This is a genomic window from Thiomicrorhabdus arctica DSM 13458 (assembly GCF_000381085.1).
In the GTDB taxonomy this organism is placed as follows: domain Bacteria; phylum Pseudomonadota; class Gammaproteobacteria; order Thiomicrospirales; family Thiomicrospiraceae; genus Thiomicrorhabdus; species Thiomicrorhabdus arctica.
In genome coordinates, this window is the sequence record NZ_KB905899.1 from 786145 (window position 1) to 806606 (window position 20462).

At 42.1% G+C, this 20462-nt stretch carries 21 protein-coding genes; 9 read left to right on the plus strand and 12 right to left on the minus strand.

Annotation, left to right across the window (positions count from 1 at the left end):
• Nucleotides 1–129 precede the first annotated feature (129 nt).
• Nucleotides 130–837, minus strand: coding sequence for a DUF502 domain-containing protein (locus tag F612_RS0103635; protein WP_019556390.1), 708 nt, complete (start codon nt 835–837; stop codon nt 130–132).
• Between the two features lie 262 nt (nt 838–1099).
• Entirely contained in the window at nt 1100–1738 is a 639-nt protein-coding gene (locus F612_RS0103640; protein WP_019556391.1) for a CBS domain-containing protein, read from the minus strand.
• 235 nt (nt 1739–1973) lie between these two features.
• Between F612_RS0103640 and F612_RS0103645 the strand changes: the two genes are divergently transcribed.
• The 4 genes from F612_RS0103645 to F612_RS0103665 all read left to right on the plus strand — a co-directional run bounded on the left by F612_RS0103645 (nt 1974) and on the right by F612_RS0103665 (nt 5184).
• Nucleotides 1974–2576: a peroxiredoxin gene (locus F612_RS0103645; RefSeq protein ID WP_019556392.1), complete on the plus strand. Its 603-nt coding sequence runs from the start codon at nt 1974–1976 to the stop codon at nt 2574–2576.
• Nucleotides 2577–2710: 134 nt separating this feature from the next.
• Nucleotides 2711–3598, plus strand: coding sequence for a farnesyl diphosphate synthase (locus F612_RS0103650; protein ID WP_019556393.1), 888 nt, complete (start codon nt 2711–2713; stop codon nt 3596–3598).
• A gap of 277 nt (nt 3599–3875) precedes the next feature.
• Complete coding sequence (gene queD / locus F612_RS0103655; RefSeq protein ID WP_019556394.1) at nt 3876–4253, plus strand: 6-carboxytetrahydropterin synthase QueD; 378 nt, start codon at nt 3876–3878, stop codon at nt 4251–4253.
• 145 nt (nt 4254–4398) lie between these two features.
• Nucleotides 4399–5184 carry a prepilin peptidase gene (locus F612_RS0103665; RefSeq protein WP_033394398.1) on the plus strand — a complete coding sequence of 262 codons (786 nt, stop codon included), beginning with the start codon at nt 4399–4401 and terminating at the stop codon, nt 5182–5184.
• Between the two features lie 148 nt (nt 5185–5332).
• On the opposite strand, the gene F612_RS0103670 is transcribed toward F612_RS0103665, so the two are convergent.
• Complete coding sequence (locus tag F612_RS0103670; RefSeq protein WP_019556397.1) at nt 5333–5623, minus strand: DUF3579 domain-containing protein; 291 nt, start codon at nt 5621–5623, stop codon at nt 5333–5335.
• Nucleotides 5624–6002: 379 nt separating this feature from the next.
• On the opposite strand from F612_RS0103670, the gene aroG reads away from it, so the two are divergent.
• Complete coding sequence (gene aroG, locus F612_RS0103675) at nt 6003–7073, plus strand: 3-deoxy-7-phosphoheptulonate synthase AroG (RefSeq protein WP_019556398.1); 1071 nt, start codon at nt 6003–6005, stop codon at nt 7071–7073.
• A gap of 132 nt (nt 7074–7205) precedes the next feature.
• On the opposite strand, the gene thiL is transcribed toward aroG, so the two are convergent.
• The 8 genes from thiL to glyA all read right to left on the minus strand — a co-directional run bounded on the left by thiL (nt 7206) and on the right by glyA (nt 14443).
• Nucleotides 7206–8231, minus strand: a complete 1026-nt coding sequence (gene thiL, locus F612_RS0103680; RefSeq protein WP_019556399.1) for a thiamine-phosphate kinase — start codon at nt 8229–8231, stop codon at nt 7206–7208.
• Nucleotides 8232–8411: 180 nt separating this feature from the next.
• Nucleotides 8412–8897 (minus strand): transcription antitermination factor NusB, encoded by a 486-nt coding sequence (nusB, locus tag F612_RS0103685; protein ID WP_019556400.1) that lies wholly within the window; start codon nt 8895–8897, stop codon nt 8412–8414.
• Nucleotides 8897–9358, minus strand: a complete 462-nt coding sequence (gene ribH / locus F612_RS0103690) for a 6,7-dimethyl-8-ribityllumazine synthase (RefSeq protein WP_019556401.1) — start codon at nt 9356–9358, stop codon at nt 8897–8899. Before ribH ends, nusB begins: the two co-directional genes overlap by 1 nt.
• A gap of 105 nt (nt 9359–9463) precedes the next feature.
• On the minus strand, nt 9464–10579 hold the full coding sequence (gene ribBA / locus F612_RS0103695) for a bifunctional 3,4-dihydroxy-2-butanone-4-phosphate synthase/GTP cyclohydrolase II (protein ID WP_019556402.1): 1116 nt from the start codon (nt 10577–10579) through the stop codon (nt 9464–9466).
• Between the two features lie 2 nt (nt 10580–10581).
• Nucleotides 10582–11232 carry a riboflavin synthase gene (locus F612_RS0103700; protein ID WP_019556403.1) on the minus strand — a complete coding sequence of 217 codons (651 nt, stop codon included), beginning with the start codon at nt 11230–11232 and terminating at the stop codon, nt 10582–10584.
• Nucleotides 11233–12390 (minus strand): bifunctional diaminohydroxyphosphoribosylaminopyrimidine deaminase/5-amino-6-(5-phosphoribosylamino)uracil reductase RibD, encoded by a 1158-nt coding sequence (gene ribD, locus F612_RS0103705; RefSeq protein WP_019556404.1) that lies wholly within the window; start codon nt 12388–12390, stop codon nt 11233–11235. It lies immediately after the preceding gene.
• A 50-nt stretch (nt 12391–12440) separates the two neighbouring features.
• The gene (gene nrdR / locus F612_RS0103710; protein WP_019556405.1) at nt 12441–12905 is read right to left on the minus strand and encodes a transcriptional regulator NrdR; all 465 of its coding nucleotides are present in this window, start codon (nt 12903–12905) and stop codon (nt 12441–12443) included.
• A gap of 266 nt (nt 12906–13171) precedes the next feature.
• Nucleotides 13172–14443 (minus strand): serine hydroxymethyltransferase, encoded by a 1272-nt coding sequence (glyA, locus tag F612_RS0103715; RefSeq protein ID WP_019556406.1) that lies wholly within the window; start codon nt 14441–14443, stop codon nt 13172–13174.
• Between the two features lie 204 nt (nt 14444–14647).
• On the opposite strand from glyA, the gene ettA reads away from it, so the two are divergent.
• From ettA to F612_RS0103735, 4 genes are all read left to right on the plus strand, one after another.
• Nucleotides 14648–16318: an energy-dependent translational throttle protein EttA gene (gene ettA / locus F612_RS0103720; RefSeq protein WP_019556407.1), complete on the plus strand. Its 1671-nt coding sequence runs from the start codon at nt 14648–14650 to the stop codon at nt 16316–16318.
• Nucleotides 16319–16320: 2 nt separating this feature from the next.
• Nucleotides 16321–17232 carry a GGDEF domain-containing protein gene (locus F612_RS0103725; RefSeq protein WP_019556408.1) on the plus strand — a complete coding sequence of 304 codons (912 nt, stop codon included), beginning with the start codon at nt 16321–16323 and terminating at the stop codon, nt 17230–17232.
• Nucleotides 17233–17272: 40 nt separating this feature from the next.
• Complete coding sequence (locus F612_RS0103730; RefSeq protein ID WP_019556409.1) at nt 17273–17764, plus strand: DsrE family protein; 492 nt, start codon at nt 17273–17275, stop codon at nt 17762–17764.
• A gap of 103 nt (nt 17765–17867) precedes the next feature.
• Nucleotides 17868–18308 carry a hypothetical protein gene (locus F612_RS0103735; protein WP_019556410.1) on the plus strand — a complete coding sequence of 147 codons (441 nt, stop codon included), beginning with the start codon at nt 17868–17870 and terminating at the stop codon, nt 18306–18308.
• 233 nt (nt 18309–18541) lie between these two features.
• Here F612_RS0103735 and soxB read toward each other — a convergent pair whose 3' ends face one another.
• A complete protein-coding gene (gene soxB, locus F612_RS0103740) occupies nt 18542–20455 on the minus strand; it encodes a thiosulfohydrolase SoxB (RefSeq protein ID WP_019556411.1) in 1914 nt (637 codons plus the stop codon).
• Between the last annotated feature and the right edge of the window lie 7 nt (nt 20456–20462).

Genomic DNA, 20462 nt, shown 5'->3' on the forward strand with positions numbered 1-20462 from the left:
ACGAGAGGCTAAAATTATCCTTAACAGATGAGTAACCTTAAATCTCTCTATTCCAATACCCTGTACTTAAAATAGTTCTATCCGAATTGGATACATTAATTTTTTGGGTTTTAAAACCCTTTGAATTTATTACTTTTTTCCTATACCCGAATCCGGTTTTATCGCCAGCGAACTTTCTTCATTAACCGCGGGATTAATGTCTAATTCAACTTGTGGGCTCATGGATTTAGATGCATTGGCATCAGGCACGATGACACCACCAGAGATGACCATTTTCAAAGCATCATCGACATTCATCTCCAACTCGATGACTTCATTTTTTGAAGCCATAATAAAAAAACCAGAAGTTGGATTAGGGGTTGTCGGAACAAACAAGTTCACAACATTGTTCATACCCGTTTTCTTTTGTGCCTCTCCCTGCAATGCACCTGTTTGAAAGGCCAACGTCCACAGACCTGCACGAGGATATTGGATGAGGTAAGCCTTTTGAAAGGTTTGCTCTCCAGACCCTAAAACAGCTTCGGCAATCTGCTTCACCGCATGATAAATCGAGCGCACTAGCGGAATACGTGATAATAACGATTCCCAGATAGCCACTAAACGACTTCCCAGAAAGTTAGCGACAACAACGCCTGTCACTAAAATGAGAGTGAGCGAGAGTAACACGCCAAATCCTGGAATATCAACGCCTAATAAAACATCAGGTCGATATTTATGCGGCAATAACAGGAGACTTTTATCAAACAAATCTACTAAGAATTTGACGACAGCCAACGTCACCCCTAAAGGCAACCAAACCAACAATCCTGCAATTAAATACCGTTTAAAATACGACACAAGTTAAACCTAATGAATAAAGGGCGATCAAACGAATTATTATAAAGGATTACAAGGGATGTTTAATGGATATTTGAAAAGTAAACGCAAAGAAATGAAGTAAAGACAACAACACTCTACAAGTGTATTAGAAGACCTGTAAAGGACAAGAAATTAATTTATAAGGTCTAGTCGCATAGCGGCAGTAGAAAATCTGCTGCTGATAATATTTCAACCACCTATCTACCTACCTATTTATTCTAGCATCCCCTCTAAACATTATTTAGACATACAGTTCCACTGGCGGATCATTAGCCAATCGTTTAACCAAATCGCCTTCCGTAACTATTCCGACGACTTCATGAAACTCACTCATAATAACCAAAGCACCAATATCATAATCACTTAAAACCTGTGCAATGTGCCGAATATCTGTATCACTACTGGTGGTCACTACTTGGGAATGCATAACCTCCGCAACGGTCTCTTGTTTTACCCCTTCTAACACCCCGTCTTTATTCACAATAACACGTCCTAGCAGATCAGCCTGAGAACACAACCCCACTAAGATGCCCGCTTTTATCACAGGCAAATATGAAACCTTATGCTCTTGCATTAATAGCCAAGCCTCCTCTAGACTATTTTCATCTGAAACCAACACAACCGGAGCAGACATAATTTCTACCACTTTCACAATTACCCGACGACGCTTATCTTCTTGGGTCACTTCATAAGCATGCACAGCCGACTCTGTTTTTTGATGAGTTTGCGCAGAAGAGGTTATCTCTGAGCTGGAATCCCTTCCATCAAGCACATCTTTTTCAATCGGATTAATGGGTATCAAAGGATCGACTTTAAGGGGAGGTACTTTTGGTTTCCGTCCAATAAAGCTCCTTCCTTCAGGTGCATAAACAATGAACATAATTCAACCTCAACTTAAATGATTTGAAAAAAACCAGCCACTGCAATGGACAATCATAACTTGAATCCAAAAAATGGGTACCCTAATAATATCTTATCGACTATACAATCAAAATACTTTAATTTTTAAATTCAACTTGAGCATGCTTTAGCCCCAATCTTACTAGAAAATAACCTAGCAATTGACTATACTAATTGGGTTTTCTAACTCATTCTATTTATTAAGGATTTAAATTATGTCAGTTCTTGTCACGAAACAAGCTCCAGATTTTACTTCAGCAGCCGTCCTTGCAGACGGGTCAATCGTCGATGACTTCAACTTAAAAAGCCATATCACTGGTAAGTACGCGGTTGTATTTTTCTACCCGTTAGACTTCACTTTTGTATGCCCTTCTGAAATCTTAGCATTTGATCACCGTGTTGAAAAATTTAAATCCCTCAACACTGAAGTTATCGGTATTTCTGTTGACTCTCAATTCACCCATAATGCATGGCGTAATACGCCTGTTGATAAAGGTGGATTAGGACCGGTTAGATTCCCTCTAGTTGCAGATGTTGGCGGATCAATCATGCAAGCATATGGCATTGCTCATCCAGCTAACATCGCTTTACGTGGTGCCTTTTTAATCGATCTCAATGGAGTCGTTCGCCACCAAGTCGTTAACGACTTACCGCTTGGTCGTAATGTTGATGAGATGGTTCGCATGGTTGAAGCACTTCAGTTCCACGATGAAGTTGGTGAAGTTTGCCCTGCTGGTTGGAATAAAGGGGATGAAGGGATGCAGGATACACCAGATGGCGTTGCTGATTACCTAAGCAAGCACTCTGATAAACTGTAATCTCCGTCGTTTTTGAATGTCTGTTTATTTAATCCTCACAAACGGATAAAATAACACCATTCAATCAAACTGCTAAAAAGGCTGTCATTATTGATGGCCTTTTTTATGGTTTATAACCAGCGATGGAACCCCTCTTGCAAACTCAATTACAAACTTACCAAACCCGAGTCAATCGGGCACTTGAAACGCTGTTTAAACAACTCAGCGAACAACAACCAAACACGTCTACAAGACTCATTGAAGCCACTCAATATGCGACCTTGAACAAGGGAAAGCGGCTCAGACCGGCCCTCGTTTATGCCATGGGTGAAGCGCTTCAAATCCCACTCTGTCAATTAGATACTGCAGCTTGCGCCATCGAACTCATTCACAGCTACTCACTGGTGCATGACGATCTGCCCGCAATGGACAATGATGAATTGCGCAGGGGCCAACCTACCTGCCACATTCAATATGATGAAGCCACCGCTATTCTAGTCGGGGATGCTCAACAAACCTTGGCTTTTCAAATTCTCAGTGACGATCCATTTGTGAGCGATGCACATAAAATACAATTGATACAGAAACTCAGTCGAGCCAGCGGACTTGGAGGCATGATTGGTGGGCAAATGATTGATATGCAATCCGAAGGCTTATTACCAGATTTGTCGCATTTGAAAGCCATGCACCTTATGAAAACCGGCGCACTGATTAAAGCTGCTTTATTAATGGGCGCTTGTCAAAGTCAAGAGTACGCAAAATTGGCCAATCACATCACTACATTTGGTGACGCCATTGGGCTCGCGTTTCAAGTTCAAGATGATATTTTGGATATTGAGAGTGACACTCAAACCTTAGGAAAACCGCAAGGCAGCGACTTACAAGCTAATAAATCGACCTATCCAAAACTCCTCGGATTAGACTCCGCTAAAAGATACCGTGATGAATTGATAGCAGAGGCATTGCAAACCCTACAAAAAATGGACTTAAATACGACTTTTTTAAAAGGTTTAACACGTTATATAGTACAAAGGAAACATTAACTGATCAGCCTGTCTAATTGACAAGTTAATGACACTCAATACCATCCTAAATAGATTGACACGCAATGGCATCGATTGAACTTGGTAGGTTACACTGCTAAAGTCTCGTCAAAAATCAGCGTTAAGTAACTTCTACATAAATAATTTGTTAAATAACAGCATGATTTCAAAGGAAAATCACCTTCGATTAAAGTAATTCTTTCTAGCAGATTACTTTGAATAACACCTACTTTCCGTTATAATGTGTTCCTTTTAGATTGGCATAGAATCAAACGTTATGGCTCAAACATTTATTTTAAAAACCTTATTGGATTTTGCCTCCGCCCACAGTCTTCGTGGCTACCCTGGTGATTGTGCGAAACTGCATGGCCATAACTGGAAAATTGAAGTACAGGTCTCTGGCACTCAATTAAATGAAATCGGCATGGTGATTGATTTTAAAGAGATTAAACGTCACGCTAAAGTCGTTATTAAAGAGTTGGACCATAGCTACTTGAATGATCACCCACACTTTAAAGAAACCAATCCAACCGCAGAAAATATCGCCGTATATCTATTCCGTGAAATAGAATCGCGCATTTCGGCCCCTGGTGTTAAAATGCATAGCATTACCGTGTGGGAAAATGATCGGAATTGCGTCATTTACTCTGAATAATGTTAGAGATCAATTGAATATTGACACTTTCTTTATAGAAATTTTGCGGCAAGATTATCAATATCTGTGCAAATAACATCGCCCTCCTTCAATGGCCTGCTAGAATTGTTTAAACAAAACTCTCTCGATTACCAACAGGCTTGCAATGATCTCTCTCTCTCTCTATCAACTACTCTTCTTTAGCGGCCTTTTCGGCCTAATAATTGGCAGCTTTATCTCAATGTTAAGCTGGCGCTTACCTCGAATCATGATGCTTGAAGGCGATGAACAATTCAAAGCCATTAGCATTGGGGGTTCCAAATGTCCTCACTGTGAGACTAACCTTCCCTGGTATCGACTTATCCCCTTATTCAGCTGGTTATCAACTCGAGGAAAATGCCATCACTGTCAAGTAAAAATCTCATCACGCTATCCACTTATAGAACTCAGTTCAGCCCTTAGTACCGTAACGATTATGTGGTTCTTTGGGCTCACTTATGAAGGAGTTGCAGCGCTTATTTTCACTTGGATACTGATCACGATTTGTGTCATTGATATTGAACACCATTTGATTTTAGACAACCTCAGCTTGCCCCTACTATGGCTTGGTTTACTGTTTAATACGCAATCACTTTTTACATCCCCCATAGAAGCCATATGGGGCGCGGCAATCGGTTACCTGTTATTATGGCTTGTCTTCCACAGCTTTAAATTTTTTACGGGTAAAGAAGGCATGGGGTATGGTGATTTTAAGATGCTTGCTGCACTCGGTGCTTGGTTTGGATTTATTGCATTGCCGCAAATCATTCTGATTGCAGCCTTGAGCAGCATTTTGATCGGCTTAATTGGGATCGCGCTAAAATTAAGGAAAATGGATACACCTTTAGCTTTTGGTCCATTTCTCGCATTGGGAGGTTGGGTAACATTAATAGCTGGACCGAATCTATTTTAGATTTCAGGAAGAACGACTTTCAAAACCCTATCACCCCCCTTTAAACATAAAAAAAGCGCTCTATATAGAGCGCTTTTTTGTATTCAGATCTTTAGGAGATGTTTCTCCTTCTGAATTCAGTCAAAGCAAATTGCTTTGCGAAACCCAACTAAGCGCCTAGTTTTTCCTCATCTATATCACAAACTTTGGACATTTTTAGACTATTGCTTTTAACGAAGTTCATCAAATACTGAAACATACACGGATTTTTTATCTCAAGTTCCGTATCGATAATCAGACATTTTTGCCCTTCATACAGCTCAGGGTGCAACAAGTCAGAGTAAACCAATCGGTGCATATGATAGCTTGCGCCCATAGATGCAATCCGATCAATCCAATCACTTGGTCTAAACTTGCGACCATCTTCGGTCACGCCTTCAATAATATATTTACAGTACACTTTTGCTTTAGCCCATTAGAAAATTCAAAACCACATGATTTTAGCATAACTTATTTACTAGGTCTGTTAAATAACGCTGTTATTCCTTTAAAAATCACGCCAAAACCCCATTAAATGTCACAATAAAAACCTTTAAAACATTCATTTTTCAGCCCTATTTAAGAATGGCCAGGCCTGGCCGTGATAGTAAACCCTTTTTTTAAATACTCAATACTCCAATGCCGTAGTATTGTGTGAATTCTTAAAGCATTCATGCTCGTAAAATGGCATAATATTGCGCTTACTTGAAGGTGAAATTCGATTTATCCCGACATTAAGACAAAGCCCCCTTTACAAACAAAACATGCTTTAAGCAAATCAAGAGTATATAAGGTCGATTATGACGCAGTATCAAACGGATGATTTACGAATCAAAAACATCACAGAAGTTCAATCGCCAAGTGAACTACATGAAAAATATCCTTTGACAGAAGCATCTGCTCAAACAGTTTATGATACTCGTCAACAAATTCATAATATTCTGGTCGGTCGTGATGACCGCTTGCTTGTTGTTATTGGGCCCTGCTCTATTCATGACCCTGCAGCGGCGCGTGATTATGCCGCGCAACTTAAAACCCAAATTGAAAAATTTAAAGACACTCTATTGATTGTGATGCGCGTTTACTTTGAAAAGCCACGTACGACGGTAGGTTGGAAAGGCTTGATTAACGATCCCAACCTCAATGAATCCTTTGAAATCAACATAGGATTGGGACTTGCGCGCTCCTTACTTTCCGACATCAATAATATGGGCGTCCCTGCTGCTACAGAGTTCTTAGACCTCATCTCACCACAATATGTTGCCGATTTAATCGCTTGGGGTGCCATTGGAGCACGCACAACAGAGAGCCAAGGTCATCGTGAATTAGCCTCAGGTTTATCTTGCCCAGTTGGTTTTAAAAATGGTACCGATGGTGGTTTTAAAGTCGCTGTAGATGCTATCCGCGCGGCTAACAACCCTCACATTTTTATGTCCTTGACCAAAAATGGCCATTCTGCAATCTTTGAAACCAGTGGTAACGAAGATTGCCATGTGATTTTACGCGGTGGCAATGACGGGCCTAACTATGAGGAAAGTTTTGTTAAAGATGCGGTCTCTCAATTGCAAAAAGCAGGAGTAAACGATAAATTAATGATTGATTGTAGCCATGCAAACAGTAGTAAACAACATGAAAGGCAAATGGTGGTGGCTGATTCCGTTGCTGATCAACTTGCGAAAGGAACGCCACATATTATGGGCGTTATGGTCGAAAGTCATTTAATCGGTGGCCGTCAAGATGTTGAACCTGGTAGGCCGCTCACCTACGGCCAGAGCATCACTGATGCTTGCATTGATTGGGATGACAGCCTAACGGTTTTAGAAACACTCGCCAAGGGTGTCAAAGCTCGCAGAGCCATGAATAAAGCTTAAAAAGAATAGTACTGATGATTTAAAGCGCTGGAAACAAGGCTAGCGCTTTTGAATGATTAACACTCACACCCTTCAAACACCCTCACGCTATTCAGCTTTTTTGACAACATATTAACCCAACTTCTTCATCTTCTAAAAATGACTATAACCGGTCGCTCTCACGAATTCGTCCGCAACAGGTTTACCTGACATTAAACAATGAATGCCCTCTTGCTCAACCACCCGGCCGATCTGAGTAATCCTTACACCGTGTTGTTGTGCCATTTGCTGTAACTGCGGCCAGTTATTCTGGTTGAAAGTCATGCATAATTGATAGTCATCACCTCCCGATAAAACAGGTGACCAGTCATGTGTTTGAGCAATATATTTCTCAACAGCGGATGACAGAGGCAGTTTTGTTAACTCAATTTCAGCACCTAATTCTAAAATTAACCCTGCACTCAACCTAGACTGCTTACCACTAGCTTGCTCTAATATATGACCTAAATCGGCCAGTAAACCATCCGAAATATCAATCGCACTATTCACCAGCCCGCGTAAATCAGCCGCAATGGCTAATTGAGGCACTGGATGATTTAGAGCCGACAGCAATGCCTGCTTTTCAATTTCATTCAGCCCAGAGGTGAACTCTTTATCCAACTGATGCAACGCTAATTTCAACCCCAAAGCACCATCACCGATGGTCTCGGTAACACAAATCAGGTCACCGACTTGTGCACCTGAACGCAAGATAGCTTGTTGATTAGGCACCCAGCCATGCGCCGTTACCGTCAGTGTTAAAGGTCCTTTGGTGGTATCTCCACCAATTAAAGGAATTTTGAATTGCTTTGTGATAGCCTCCAAACCACTGGAAAAGTCTTTTAACCAGGCCTGGTCATGATCAGGTAACGTTAAGCCTAATGAATACCCACCAGGACTTGCCCCCATGGCAGCTAAATCACTTAAATTAACCGCAACAGCCTTCCAAGCAATGTCATAAGCCGCGGTCTCTAGCGGAAAGTGCACACCTGAAACTAAAGTATCGGTTACCACTACCATTTGATGATTTTCCGGCACCGATAAGACTGCGCCATCGTCACCGATACCGACTTCTTCCCCGGACAAACTTTGAGATAAGGGCTTGAAATACGTTTCAATCAAATCAAATTCTAATGCCATGAACCCTCTCGAACACCGATGAGCATAAACCTAAAATTAGGTAAAATACTCTTAACAAACAAAAAAAGCCCTGTAGAATTTCTACAGGGCCATTTCAAATAATACAGACAACTCAAGCATGCAATGAAAAAGTAGCCGCTCACATTAAAATAAGGACTTCATTCTTATGCTCTGTGCAATTTAGGATGCATTCAACTCAAGCGGACGTAATTTTTTAGCCACTTTATCCAAAATACCGTTCACAAATTTATGACCTTCTTCTGCACCAAATCGCTTCGCAAGTTCGACGCATTCGTTAATGACGACCTTATATGGAATTTGCTGTTTTGACTGTAACTCATAAACCCCAATACGCATAATCGCGCGTTCAATCGGATCGATCATATTAACCGATCGGTCTAGCAGATCTGAATACAATGTATCCAAACCCGCGACATCTGTTATGACATTTGTTAGAAGCTCTTTAAATAGATCTAAATCCAAATCTATCAAAAGACCATCTTCACTAAAGTTTTTGATAATGAGATTGATATCATTATTTGTCATTTCCCAAACATAAAGTGCTTGCACAGCAACACGACGCGACTGAGTACGAGGGGTAACTTGCCCTTCTACTTCAATAATTTCTTCACCTTGGCCAGGCTGAATATCTTTTAGAGTTCTCATTAAAGTTGCTTCATTACGTTAACCATCTCAATGGCGGCTAAGGTACATTCTTCGCCTTTATTGCCCGCTTTAGTGCCTGCTCGCTCAATCGCTTGTTCGATACTGTCCACCGTCAATACACCAAAAGCGACTGGAACACCCGTATTCAATTGAACCTGACCAATTCCCTTAACACACTCTCCAGCAACATAATCAAAGTGTGGTGTACCGCCACGAATCACGGCACCTAATGCGATAATTGCATCATATTTACCTGATTGTGCCATTTTTTGAACGGCTAAAGGAATTTCGAAAGCACCCGGCACCATCACTTTAACGATATTATCGGCATCACCACCGTGACGCACAATTGTATCAATCGCACCATTGACTAAATGATCCACAATAAAGCTATTAAAGCGCCCGACCACTAGACCAACCTTCATTCCTTGCGCGGTTAAGTTCCCTTCAACTGTATTCATTTTAGCGTTCTCTTTTATCTGGTTAAATTTTAATTTTGAATGTCGTTATTGTGCCATATTTTCAATTTCAAAGGAGAGTTGATTCTCGCCCTCGATAGACTGAAATCAATCTTTTTTAGGAATTATTTCTGAAATTTCTAGGCCAAACCCACTTAGAGCGTTCATTTTTAAAGACGAACCAATAACCTTCAATTTTTTCAAGCCGAGATCTGACAAGATTTGTGCGCCTAAACCATATGTCTTAGTATCATCGTCATATGCCGTATCCGGTACATGAACGCCTAAATCCTTCATTTGGAAAGCTTGAATCTTATCCAATAATTCGGAGGCCTCTTCACGTTTACGCAATACCACAATCACCCCAGAACCGGCTTCAGCAATCTGCTTCATCGCGGAACGCAAAGGCCAACCGCACTCTGGGCGATTTGAACCGAATACATCGCATAATGTATCCAACATATGAACACGAACCACGGTCGGTGTTTCAGATTGTAGCGACCCAAATACTAAGGCAAAATGTGCTTTATGCTCAAGGATATCTTGATAGCCCATTAATTTAAAATCGCCAAATTCTGTCGGCAACTTGCACTCTGATACACGCTCAATGGTTTTCTCATTTTGTAAACGATACTCAATCAGATCAGCAATCGTCCCGATCTTTAACTTATGCAATTGCGCATATTCTTCTAAATCATCTCGGCGTGCCATTGAACCATCTTCATTCATGATTTCGACAATCACCGATGAGGCTTCCATTCCTGCTAAACGTGCCAAATCACAACCCGCTTCTGTATGTCCTGCTCGGGTTAAAACACCACCTGGCTGCGCCATTAATGGGAAAATATGACCTGGTGTGACAATATCAGCAGGCCCTGCGTTATCAGCCACTGCCGCTCTTACGGTAACGGCACGATCTGCCGCAGAAATACCCGTGGTCACCCCTTCTGCGGCTTCAATAGAGACCGTAAAGGGTGTGCCATGAGGATCTGAGTTATCCTTGACCATTAAAGGTAAATGCAATTGATGACAACGCTCACGCGTCATGGTTAAGCAGATCAATCCACGGCCGTAACGCGCCATAAAATTAATGTCTGCTGCCGTCACCATTGAAGAAGGGATTAATAGGTCCCCTTCATTCTCACGGTCTTCATCATCCATCAAAATGACCATCTTGCCTTGCTTGTAATCTTCAATCAGTTCTTCAATTGTATTTAACTGCATTTTTATATAAATCCCTTTTGAGCGAGAAATTCAGGGGTAATGTTTGATTCCTCCTTGGTTTGCGGTGCCGACATCATTCGCTCAAGATAACGTGCCAGCAAATCCACTTCAAGATTGACCTTACTCCCAACTTTTAATTCTTTAATTGTCGTTTCCTGACGCGTGTGTGGCACGATATTAATGCCAAAAACAGCCCCATCAACCTGATTGACCGTTAAGCTAATACCATTGATACAAATAGACCCCTTAGCAGCAATATACTTACACAGCTCAAGTGGTGCTTCAACCTCATAACGCCATGAGCGTGCCTCTTGAGAAATTTGGCGAATCGTCCCCACACCATCCACATGTCCACTGACCAAATGGCCACCTAAACGATCCTGTAACCGTAAGGCTTTCTCTAAGTTGACCCGCGTACCCACCTGCCAATCTGCAGCGGTGGTGACACGCATTGTTTCCCCCGAAACATCTGCGACATAGCGGTTTTTCATGATTTCAATGGCCGTTAGACAAATTCCATTGGTGGCGATACTGTCACCAACTTTGACATCCGACATATCCAGCTTTCCAGTCTGAATCGTAACTTTCCAGTCACCATTTTGAGAGGCTATTTCTTCAAGCACACCCTGTGATTCAATGATTCCAGTAAACATTTAATTCCTCACTACAATGGGTTTTGAAATGATACAAATATCTTCACCAAACGTTTCAACTGAGCCTATTTGTAATTGAATTTTATCTGCCATATGCTCAACACTTGGCAAAACAAACATTGGCTTTGCTAGATGACCTAATAAACTTGGGGCCACAAAGCAGTAAAGTTCATTGACGAGACCTGATTCTATAAAAGCGCCTGCAACAATCGCACCTGACTCAACCATCACCTCATTAACGTTCTCTTCTTCTGCCAGATAATTTAAAATGGAACGAATGTCTAAACGCCCATCCTCAGCGGCCACGGCGACTAACTCAACCTTTTTAGCCTGAAACAGCTCCACTAATTCAGGGTTAGCCTTAACCGAATCTCTAGACGTCATGATAATGATGCGGCCCGAAAGGTCGAACATCTTGGATTCCAACGGCATGCTCAAATATGGATCTAATACCACACGAAGAGGTTGGCAACTTTCAGAGGTTAAATTCATTTCTGCCAAGGTTTCGGCAGGCAATCTAACCGTCAGGCTAGGATCATCAGCCAAAACCGTACCAATCCCTGTTAGCAAAGCACCACTACGAGCGCGCATCTTATGCACTTCAATGCGAGCCTCTTCACCGGTAATCCACTGACTCTCACCATCGGCCATTGCCGTACGACCATCCAAACTACTGGCCATTTTCAAACGAACAAACGGTAATTTATTTTGCATTTTTCTGATAAACCCTGGATTAAGTTGTTTTGCCTGATCTTCTAACAAACCAATTTTTACGATGATATTCGCTTGGGTCAATTTATAAATGCCTTTACCAGCCACCAAAGGATTCGGGTCCAACATGGCCACAAACACTTTGGCAACCCCCGCCTCAACTAAACCATCTGCACACGGTGGTGTGCGCCCAGTGTGCGAACAAGGTTCCAAAGTGACATAAGCCGTTGCGCCGGAAGCTAACTCACCCGCTTGAGCGAGCGCAATTCGTTCGGCATGAGGCAAGCCAGCTTGTTGGTGCCAACCCTCCCCAACTACTTGGCCATCCTTGACTAACACACAGCCCACCGCAGGATTAGGCTTGGTCGAGTAGCGTCCTTTATCGGCCAATTCAATCGCTCTTTGCATATGCTCAACATCTACACCCGAAAAGTGTGAGGGGCGCATAGCCTGTTCGTTAGATAAACTAATTTTAATAGTTTTCGCCTAATTGAATATTATTTAGAGGACGTTGCATGAACCAGCTTTTCGATCTCTTCTCGAAAGGCATTCACATCCTGGAAAGAACGATACACTGAAGCAAAACGTACGTAGGCGACTTGATCTAAATCACGTAAGGCATCCATGACCCACTCCCCTAATTGATGGGAGGGTATTTCACGCACGCCTTCAGACATTAAACGTTTAGTGATCTGACTCGCGACAAAATCGATCGATTCACTGGCCACTGGACGTTTTTCAAGAGCTTTAATCAATCCACGACGTATCTTATTTTCGTCAAAACGTTCACGATTTCCGTCACTTTTAACGACTCTTGGCAATGACAGTTCTGCTGATTCGTAGGTTGTGTAACGTTCACCGCATTGCATGCACTCACGACGACGCCTGACCTGAACACCTTCGGTCGCCAACCTTGAATCGACCACTTTCGTTTCAGGTGTATTACAAAATGGACAATGCATGAATATAGAGCTCCGTTGTTATCTGAATCGTTTTTACGCTAAATAGTACAATAATGCCCCTCTCAACCGGCCTGATTGTATTTAAAATCAGCTTGAGTGAACGCATTATAACGAATTATTTAAAGCATCAATTTTAGACGTTTTCTCTTATAAATTAGCCAATTTTAAATACTAAAAAACCACCAGACCTGGTGGTTTTTTTAGCAACTACACGAACATTATATCATGCAAGAAGATAACTGACTGTTTTGCTCAGTTATTCAGCCTTATCTATAGACAGGCTTCTCTTCACATAACGCCGAAACTTTTGCACGAACGTCAGCTACAACGGCTTCGTCCCAAGAGGTTGTCTCTTGATCACAAGCATCGATAACATCACACATCCAAGTTGCCAGGTTGGTACAGTCTGTTACATTAAACCCTCGTGAAGTTGCCGCTGGCGTTCCGACACGAATACCACTGGTTACAAATGGGGACATTGGATCATTAGGCACTGAATTTTTGTTGACCGTAATATGCGCTGAATCTAAAGCGGCATCGACCAACTTACCTGTTAGCCCTTTTTCAATGAGGCTTACAAGGAACAGATGGTTCTCTGTACCACCCGAAACCACATCACAACCACGAGACATAAAGACTTCAGCCATCGCTTTAGCATTGACAATCACATCCTTACAATAGGTGGTCCAAGAAGGCTCTAAACACTCTTTAAATGCAACCGCTTTTGCTGCGATCACATGAACTAAAGGCCCACCTTGTCCACCCGGAAAGATAGCAGAGTTTAATTTCTTTTCCAAATCAGGATTTGACTTACATAGGATTAAACCACCACGCGGGCCACGTAATGTTTTATGCGTTGTGGTCGTAACAACGTGAGCATGCGGTAATGGGTTAGGATACTGTCCACCTGCAATTAAACCGGCAACATGAGCCATATCGACAAACAAATATGCGCCGACAGAATCTGCAATTTCACGGAATTTAGCCCAGTCAATAACTTGTGAGTAGGCAGAGAAACCAGCAATAATCATTTTAGGCTGATGCTCATCAGCCATTGCTTGAACTTCTGCATAATCAATCTGCCCTGAAACAGGATCAATTCCGTACTGAACAGCATGATAGATTTTCCCAGAGAAACTCACGTGAGAACCGTGTGTTAAATGTCCACCATGTGCAAGACTCATTCCAAGAACCGTATCACCAGGGTTTAATAACGCCATGAAAACGGCGGCATTTGCTTGAGAACCAGAGTGTGGCTGAACATTTGCATAGTCCGCACCAAACAACTCTTTAGCACGGTCAATCGCTGCTTGTTCAACAACATCTGCAAACTCACATCCACCGTAATAACGCTTTCCAGGATAACCTTCAGCATACTTATTCGTGAAGTAAGACCCCTGTGCTTCCATCACACGTGGGCTGGTGTAGTTTTCAGAAGCAATTAACTCAATGTGAGATTCTTGACGCTTCTCTTCGTTCTTAATTGCATCTGCAATCAAATCATCATAGCCTGCAATAGTCATATCTTTAGTAAACATTATTACGGTTCTCCGTCTTTGAATTAAGTAAATTTAATGTTCAGAATTCTACCTGCTTTCTAACTAAAAACCAATTAATTCGATTTTTTTATACTTCAAGCCTCATTAAACGGTTAATCAAGCCAGTTTCTTCTTTCACTGTTAGTGCTTTTTCGGTAAAGTGTCTCACATTATTATCTAGTTGCTTAATTAGGAGATCATTACATGGCTCAATTTGTTTACACAATGAACCGCGTAGGTAAAGTCGTTCCACCCAACCGCCACATTTTAAAAGACATTTCACTCTCCTTTTTCCCAGGTGCAAAAATTGGTGTCTTAGGTTTAAATGGTTCAGGTAAATCCACTTTACTTAAAATCATGGCGGGTCTTGATACAGATATAGTCGGTGAAGCCCGTCCACAGCCCGGTACCAAAATAGGCTACCTTTCACAAGAACCGCAACTGGATGAAACCAAAGATGTACGTGGCAACATTGAAGAAGCTGTGTTTGAAGTAAAAAATGCTCTCGCTGAACTAGATGGCGTGTACGCGGCCTACGCCGAACCTGATGCGGATTTTGATGCATTAGCTAAAAAACAGGCTGAAATCGAAGACATTATCCAAGCCAAAGATGGCCACAATATTGACCGTACTTTGGACATTGCCGCTGATGCACTACGTTTACCACCATGGGATGCAGATGTCAGCACCTTATCGGGGGGTGAGCGCCGCCGTGTTGCTTTGTGCAAACTGCTCTTAGAAAAGCCTGATATGCTGTTATTAGATGAGCCAACCAACCACTTAGATGCCGAATCTATCGCATGGTTGGAACGCTTTCTACTGGACTTTCCTGGAACCGTTGTGGCGATTACGCATGACCGTTATTTCTTAGATAATGCGGCTCAATGGATTTTAGAATTAGATCGGGGTGAAGGTATCCCTTATGAAGGCAATTACTCTTCGTGGCTAGAGCAGAAAGAAAAACGCCTAGAACAAGAAGGTAAGTCCGAAGCAGCACGCATGAAAACCATCAAAGGTGAGTTGGAATGGGTTCGATCCAACGCGAAGGGGCGACACGCTAAATCTAAAGCACGTATGTCACGATTTGAAGAATTGAGTAGCCAAGAGCATCAAAAACGGAATGAAACCAATGAAATTTTCATCCCTGTAGCAGAGCGTTTGGGTGAAAAAGTGATTGAAGTCAATCACGTCTCTAAAGCTTTCGGCGACCGTCTTTTGATAGATGATTTAAATTTTAGACTGCCGCAAGGTGGAATCGTCGGCATTATCGGTGCCAATGGTGCAGGTAAATCCACGCTCTTTAAAATGCTGACAGGTCAAGAGCAACCGACATCAGGTACCATCGAATTTGGTGAAACGGTACAACTTTCTTATGTGGACCAAAGCCGTGATGCGCTGAACGATAATAACTCAGTGTGGCAAGAAATCTCTGGTGGAGATGAAAACTTCATGGTCGGAACCACTGAGGTTAACTCTCGAGCTTATTGCGGTCGTTTTAACTTTAGAGGCGCTGACCAGCAGAAAAAAATTGGCACCCTTTCCGGTGGAGAGCGCAACCGAGTTCACCTCGCTAAGACCTTAAGAACGGGGGGTAACCTTCTACTGTTAGATGAGCCGACCAATGATTTAGATATTGAAACACTCCGTGCATTAGAAGAGGCCCTTCTGGAGTTTGCCGGTTGTGCCGTCGTCATTTCCCATGACCGTTGGTTCTTAGACAGAATCGCGACGCATATGCTCGCGTTTGAAGGCGATTCTCATGTGGAGTGGTTTGAAGGTAATTTCACTGACTATGAAACCGATTACAAAAAACGCAAAGGGGCGGATGCAAATCAACCTCATAGAATTAAATATAAGCCGATTTCGAAGGACTAAAGATGACTGAATCCAATACGACTTTATCGCATTTAGAAGCTATTGCTAACGCCATGCCCGATCCAATTTTTGTGATGGGGCAAGATGGCACCTATCTTGATATTATTGGTGGGCAAGAACGTAGCTTATATGCCGATGGCTCTGGCTTAATCGGTAAAACCTACCATGACGTTTTACCGGACGGCATGGCGAATCGGTTTTTAAAGGTAGTACAAAGGTCCATTGCCTCAAACCATCTTCAAGAAATTGAATATCAATTGGCTAACAATGAAGTCGATGGGGTCACTGAAGGTCCTATGGGCGGCCAGTGGTATGAAGCACGTGTCTACCCCGTGAAAGCGGGTACCTATGATCAACCAGCAGTAATTTGGCTGGCCATCAACATTAGTAGCCGCAAACATATGGAAGAACAGATCGAACACCTCTCTTCCACGGATCCACTCACACACCTATATAACCGTGACTTCTTTCTAGGTTTAGTTGACGAAGAGCTCAATAAAGCCCGCTTAAACAACCAAGCACTCTCAATGATTAAAATCAATTTAGACTGCTTCAAACGAATCACTGATGCTTATGGACATGAGGCAGGCGACAAAGCGATTTTAACGGCGGCACACTCTATTACAAATGTCATCAAAGAGCTTGGCTATGTAGGCCGCTTGAGTTGTGACCAGTTTATGATCGTTCTGCCTGAGGTAAAAGCGGTCGATGCATTCCGTATCGCCAAGTTGGCTCAAGAAACCATCCGTTCACAAACGATTAAGCTGGAGGATGATGTCACTACCTGCTTAACCAGCCATGCTGGAATCACAGAACTACGTGATGCAGATAAAGACAGCCAGACCTTATTTATGCGAGCCAATGAGGCCATTAAAGCCCTTGAAGGCACTCGAGAAACTGCCCGTATATTGTAAAATCACCCACCGGATTACCAGTAACTCTCAAGGAGTAAATATGAAAAACACACTACAGCGTTTTGCGACAGCACTCTGCATAACGGCATTTTGTTGGCTACCATTAAATGCGACGGCGGCCGATGAAGGGGCTAAAGTGGTTTATCATGTTGATTTTAAAGACCCTACTCGTTATTCGGCAACCTTAACCTCCATCAATAATATTCTAGACTTCTATGATTCACAATTGATGGAAGCCGAAGTACACCTAGTGTTTGTCGGTTACGGGTTACGCTTTACCACCAATGATGCGCTGAAAGACACGCCTTATGAAGCCGACCAACAACTGATAGAACGCCGTAACGAACTTAAAGGTCGTCTACAGTCATTAATTGCAGTTCGTGGTGTCAAAGTAGAGTTATGTGATAAAACACGTAACGAGGTCGGTTTAGCGCAATCTAAAGTCTATAAAGGCATTCAGTTCGTCCCGTCTGGCGTGGCGAAGATTGCCATTCTGCAAAGTGAAGGTTTTGCTTATTTAAAAATTCAATAACATTATAAACATCGCAACCAATACAGTAGCACTCTAATACTAGACACTGTCTTTATAAATTGTATGAGTCTAGTTGAAATTTATTGATAACTGATCGAGACTCATGAAACAACTACTTAGAACAACTCTTTTAACAGCATTGTTAGTCCAAAGTCCGCTCAGTAGTGCAGACGATAGCGCGATACAACTATTAAATTACCTGAATACAAACTTAAAACATTATTTACTCGACAAAGATTCTGTCATTGATGATATTCAAAGGCTTTCGACCTTTCAAAGAAATAACCAAATCATTGTACAAGTCACTCACAATCCTAAATCCAGCTATTCTCATCTAGTGGAAGAAATAGCCCAAAGGGGCGGACGAGTGAACGGCATTAATTTTCAAAATGTTTTCACTCTTTATGTGCTTGATAATTACTGTCAGGAGCAGGCCTTTAGCACGATTATCTCTTCAGGACTAAATGAAACTGTTTTAATCCAATATCAAGACTTAAATGGCCGTTTCATTGTTACTCATACGATTAATAACAAAATGTGCTAAATTTAAGTCGTTACTTTGCCTTACAACGTCCCAATAAATCCGTTCACCACATCTGCAAAGCTTTATTAAAATCACTCCAAACTAGCAATAGATTCAATTAAACCTACCAGGCCTGGTCAAAATAAAACCAATCTTTTGATTTATACTATCGGTAAAACGATCAGTACTTTCTAAAAGACATAAAAAAACCCGGCATAAGCCGGGTTCTTTTTAAAGGTCAAACTGACTTAAAATTAAGCCATTTCACCAGGGTATGCTTCGATACCTGGGTTGTTTTTAACACCTTTAAGCTTAGGATGGTTAACCTTCTTAAGCTTCATATCGTTCTTGTTACGACGTAGGTAATCAGCGGCAACATCCCACATAAGACGACCATCACCCACTGATTCAACCTGTGCCCAACCTGCGACAGAGTAAGTTTTCTTGGCATCTAATGGCGTACCATCATCAAGACGCATATCTGAAATACGGCTACCAAGCTTACCATTCGGCTCACAAGTATAGTCCATACCACCCAAACGCACCATATCACCACCAGACTGTAGGTATGGATCTGCCTGGAATAAGTTCTCACAGATACCTTCTAGAATATCTTTCATTTGAGCACCCGTAATTTCAGACTTATACGTTTCACCATAAGTCATAGAGGTCTGATCCATAACATGTTCCATAGTGATTGTATCACCCGCTAGAGTCGAAGTACCCCAACGAACACCCGCAGACATAGCAATTTGCGAATCATGCTCTTCACGTAAAGAGTTTACTAGGATTTGATCCCATGTCCCCATGAAGTTACCACGACGATAAAGCGTATCTTCAGCAACCGATAGCTCTTCACCCATAATCTCACCATACGATTTACCTAGACGCTCTTTATTATAGGCACGTGAAGGGTCACGAGACTCTACAATGTTAGTGTCATATTTCTTAGTGGACAGGTGCTTGATGAAGCTATCCATCTCAGCATCCGCCGCTAGGACGTTTGAGAATACTGGTAATAAACTGTAGTTAACACCTCTTAGCTTACCGTTTTGGATATCTAAATCCATAACACCAACGAACTTACCGTTAGAACCAGCGTTCGTTACGTGACAAACGCCACCAGCAGGTGTTTTAATTGGAGTTGTTACAGCAACACCATCGTGGGTATGACCACCGAAGATCGCATCGATACCACTGACACGAGATGCCATCTTAAGATCGACATCCATACCATTGTGAGAAATCATGACAACAGCAGCAACCTTCTCTTCTTCACGGATTTTATCAACGGTATCTTGAAGTGCACCTTCGCGCAAACCAAATGACCAATCAGGAAAGTTAGCTTGTGGGTTAGCATTCGCAGTACGTGGGAATGCTTGACCCACAATAGCGATACGCTCACCATTAACAATTTTAATAGTATAAGGCTTGAAAGCACGCGCTTCATCTTCAGCATAAAGACCAACACCGTTGTTGCGAGCAACTAAGTCACGGTAATCATCACCGAATAAAGCATCTTCTTTAATACGAACGTTTTGTGCTAGGAATTCACCTTTAAACGCGTTCAAGTTCTTGAAAACTTCTTCTTCTTTATACGTGAACTCCCAATGACCTGTCATAACATCAACACCTAAGATATTAGATGCTTCAACCATGCACATACCACGCGTAAATAACGCAGCACCTGAACCGTGCCATAAATCGCCACCATCCATAGTCAGGGTGTTGTCAGTTCCACCAGCTTGCTCACGCAACTTGTCTAATAGTGTTTTAATATGTGCGAAACCACCCACTTTACCGTACTGTTCTGCAGCATCTTGGAAGTTTAGGTAAGAAAATGCATGCGCTAAAGGCGTGTTTTCAGCAACACCAATTTTCTTCAATAACTTATGACCAACAACGTGAGGTAACTGACCAAATGCTGGACCCGTTCCTAAATTTACGTTCGGCTCACGGAAATAGACAGGGTTTAACTGCGCGTGAGTATCTGTAATGTGTAGTAAACGAACCTTACCTTGCATTGGTTTATTATAGATTTCTGCAGATGCTTTTGCGGCAGCAGCTTTATCCACTCCACCAGACATTGCATTCGCAGTACCAGGCAACATACCTGCAGCTGCTGCCATTGACATTACGTGAAGAAATTCGCGACGATTTAAAGACATAGGTCTC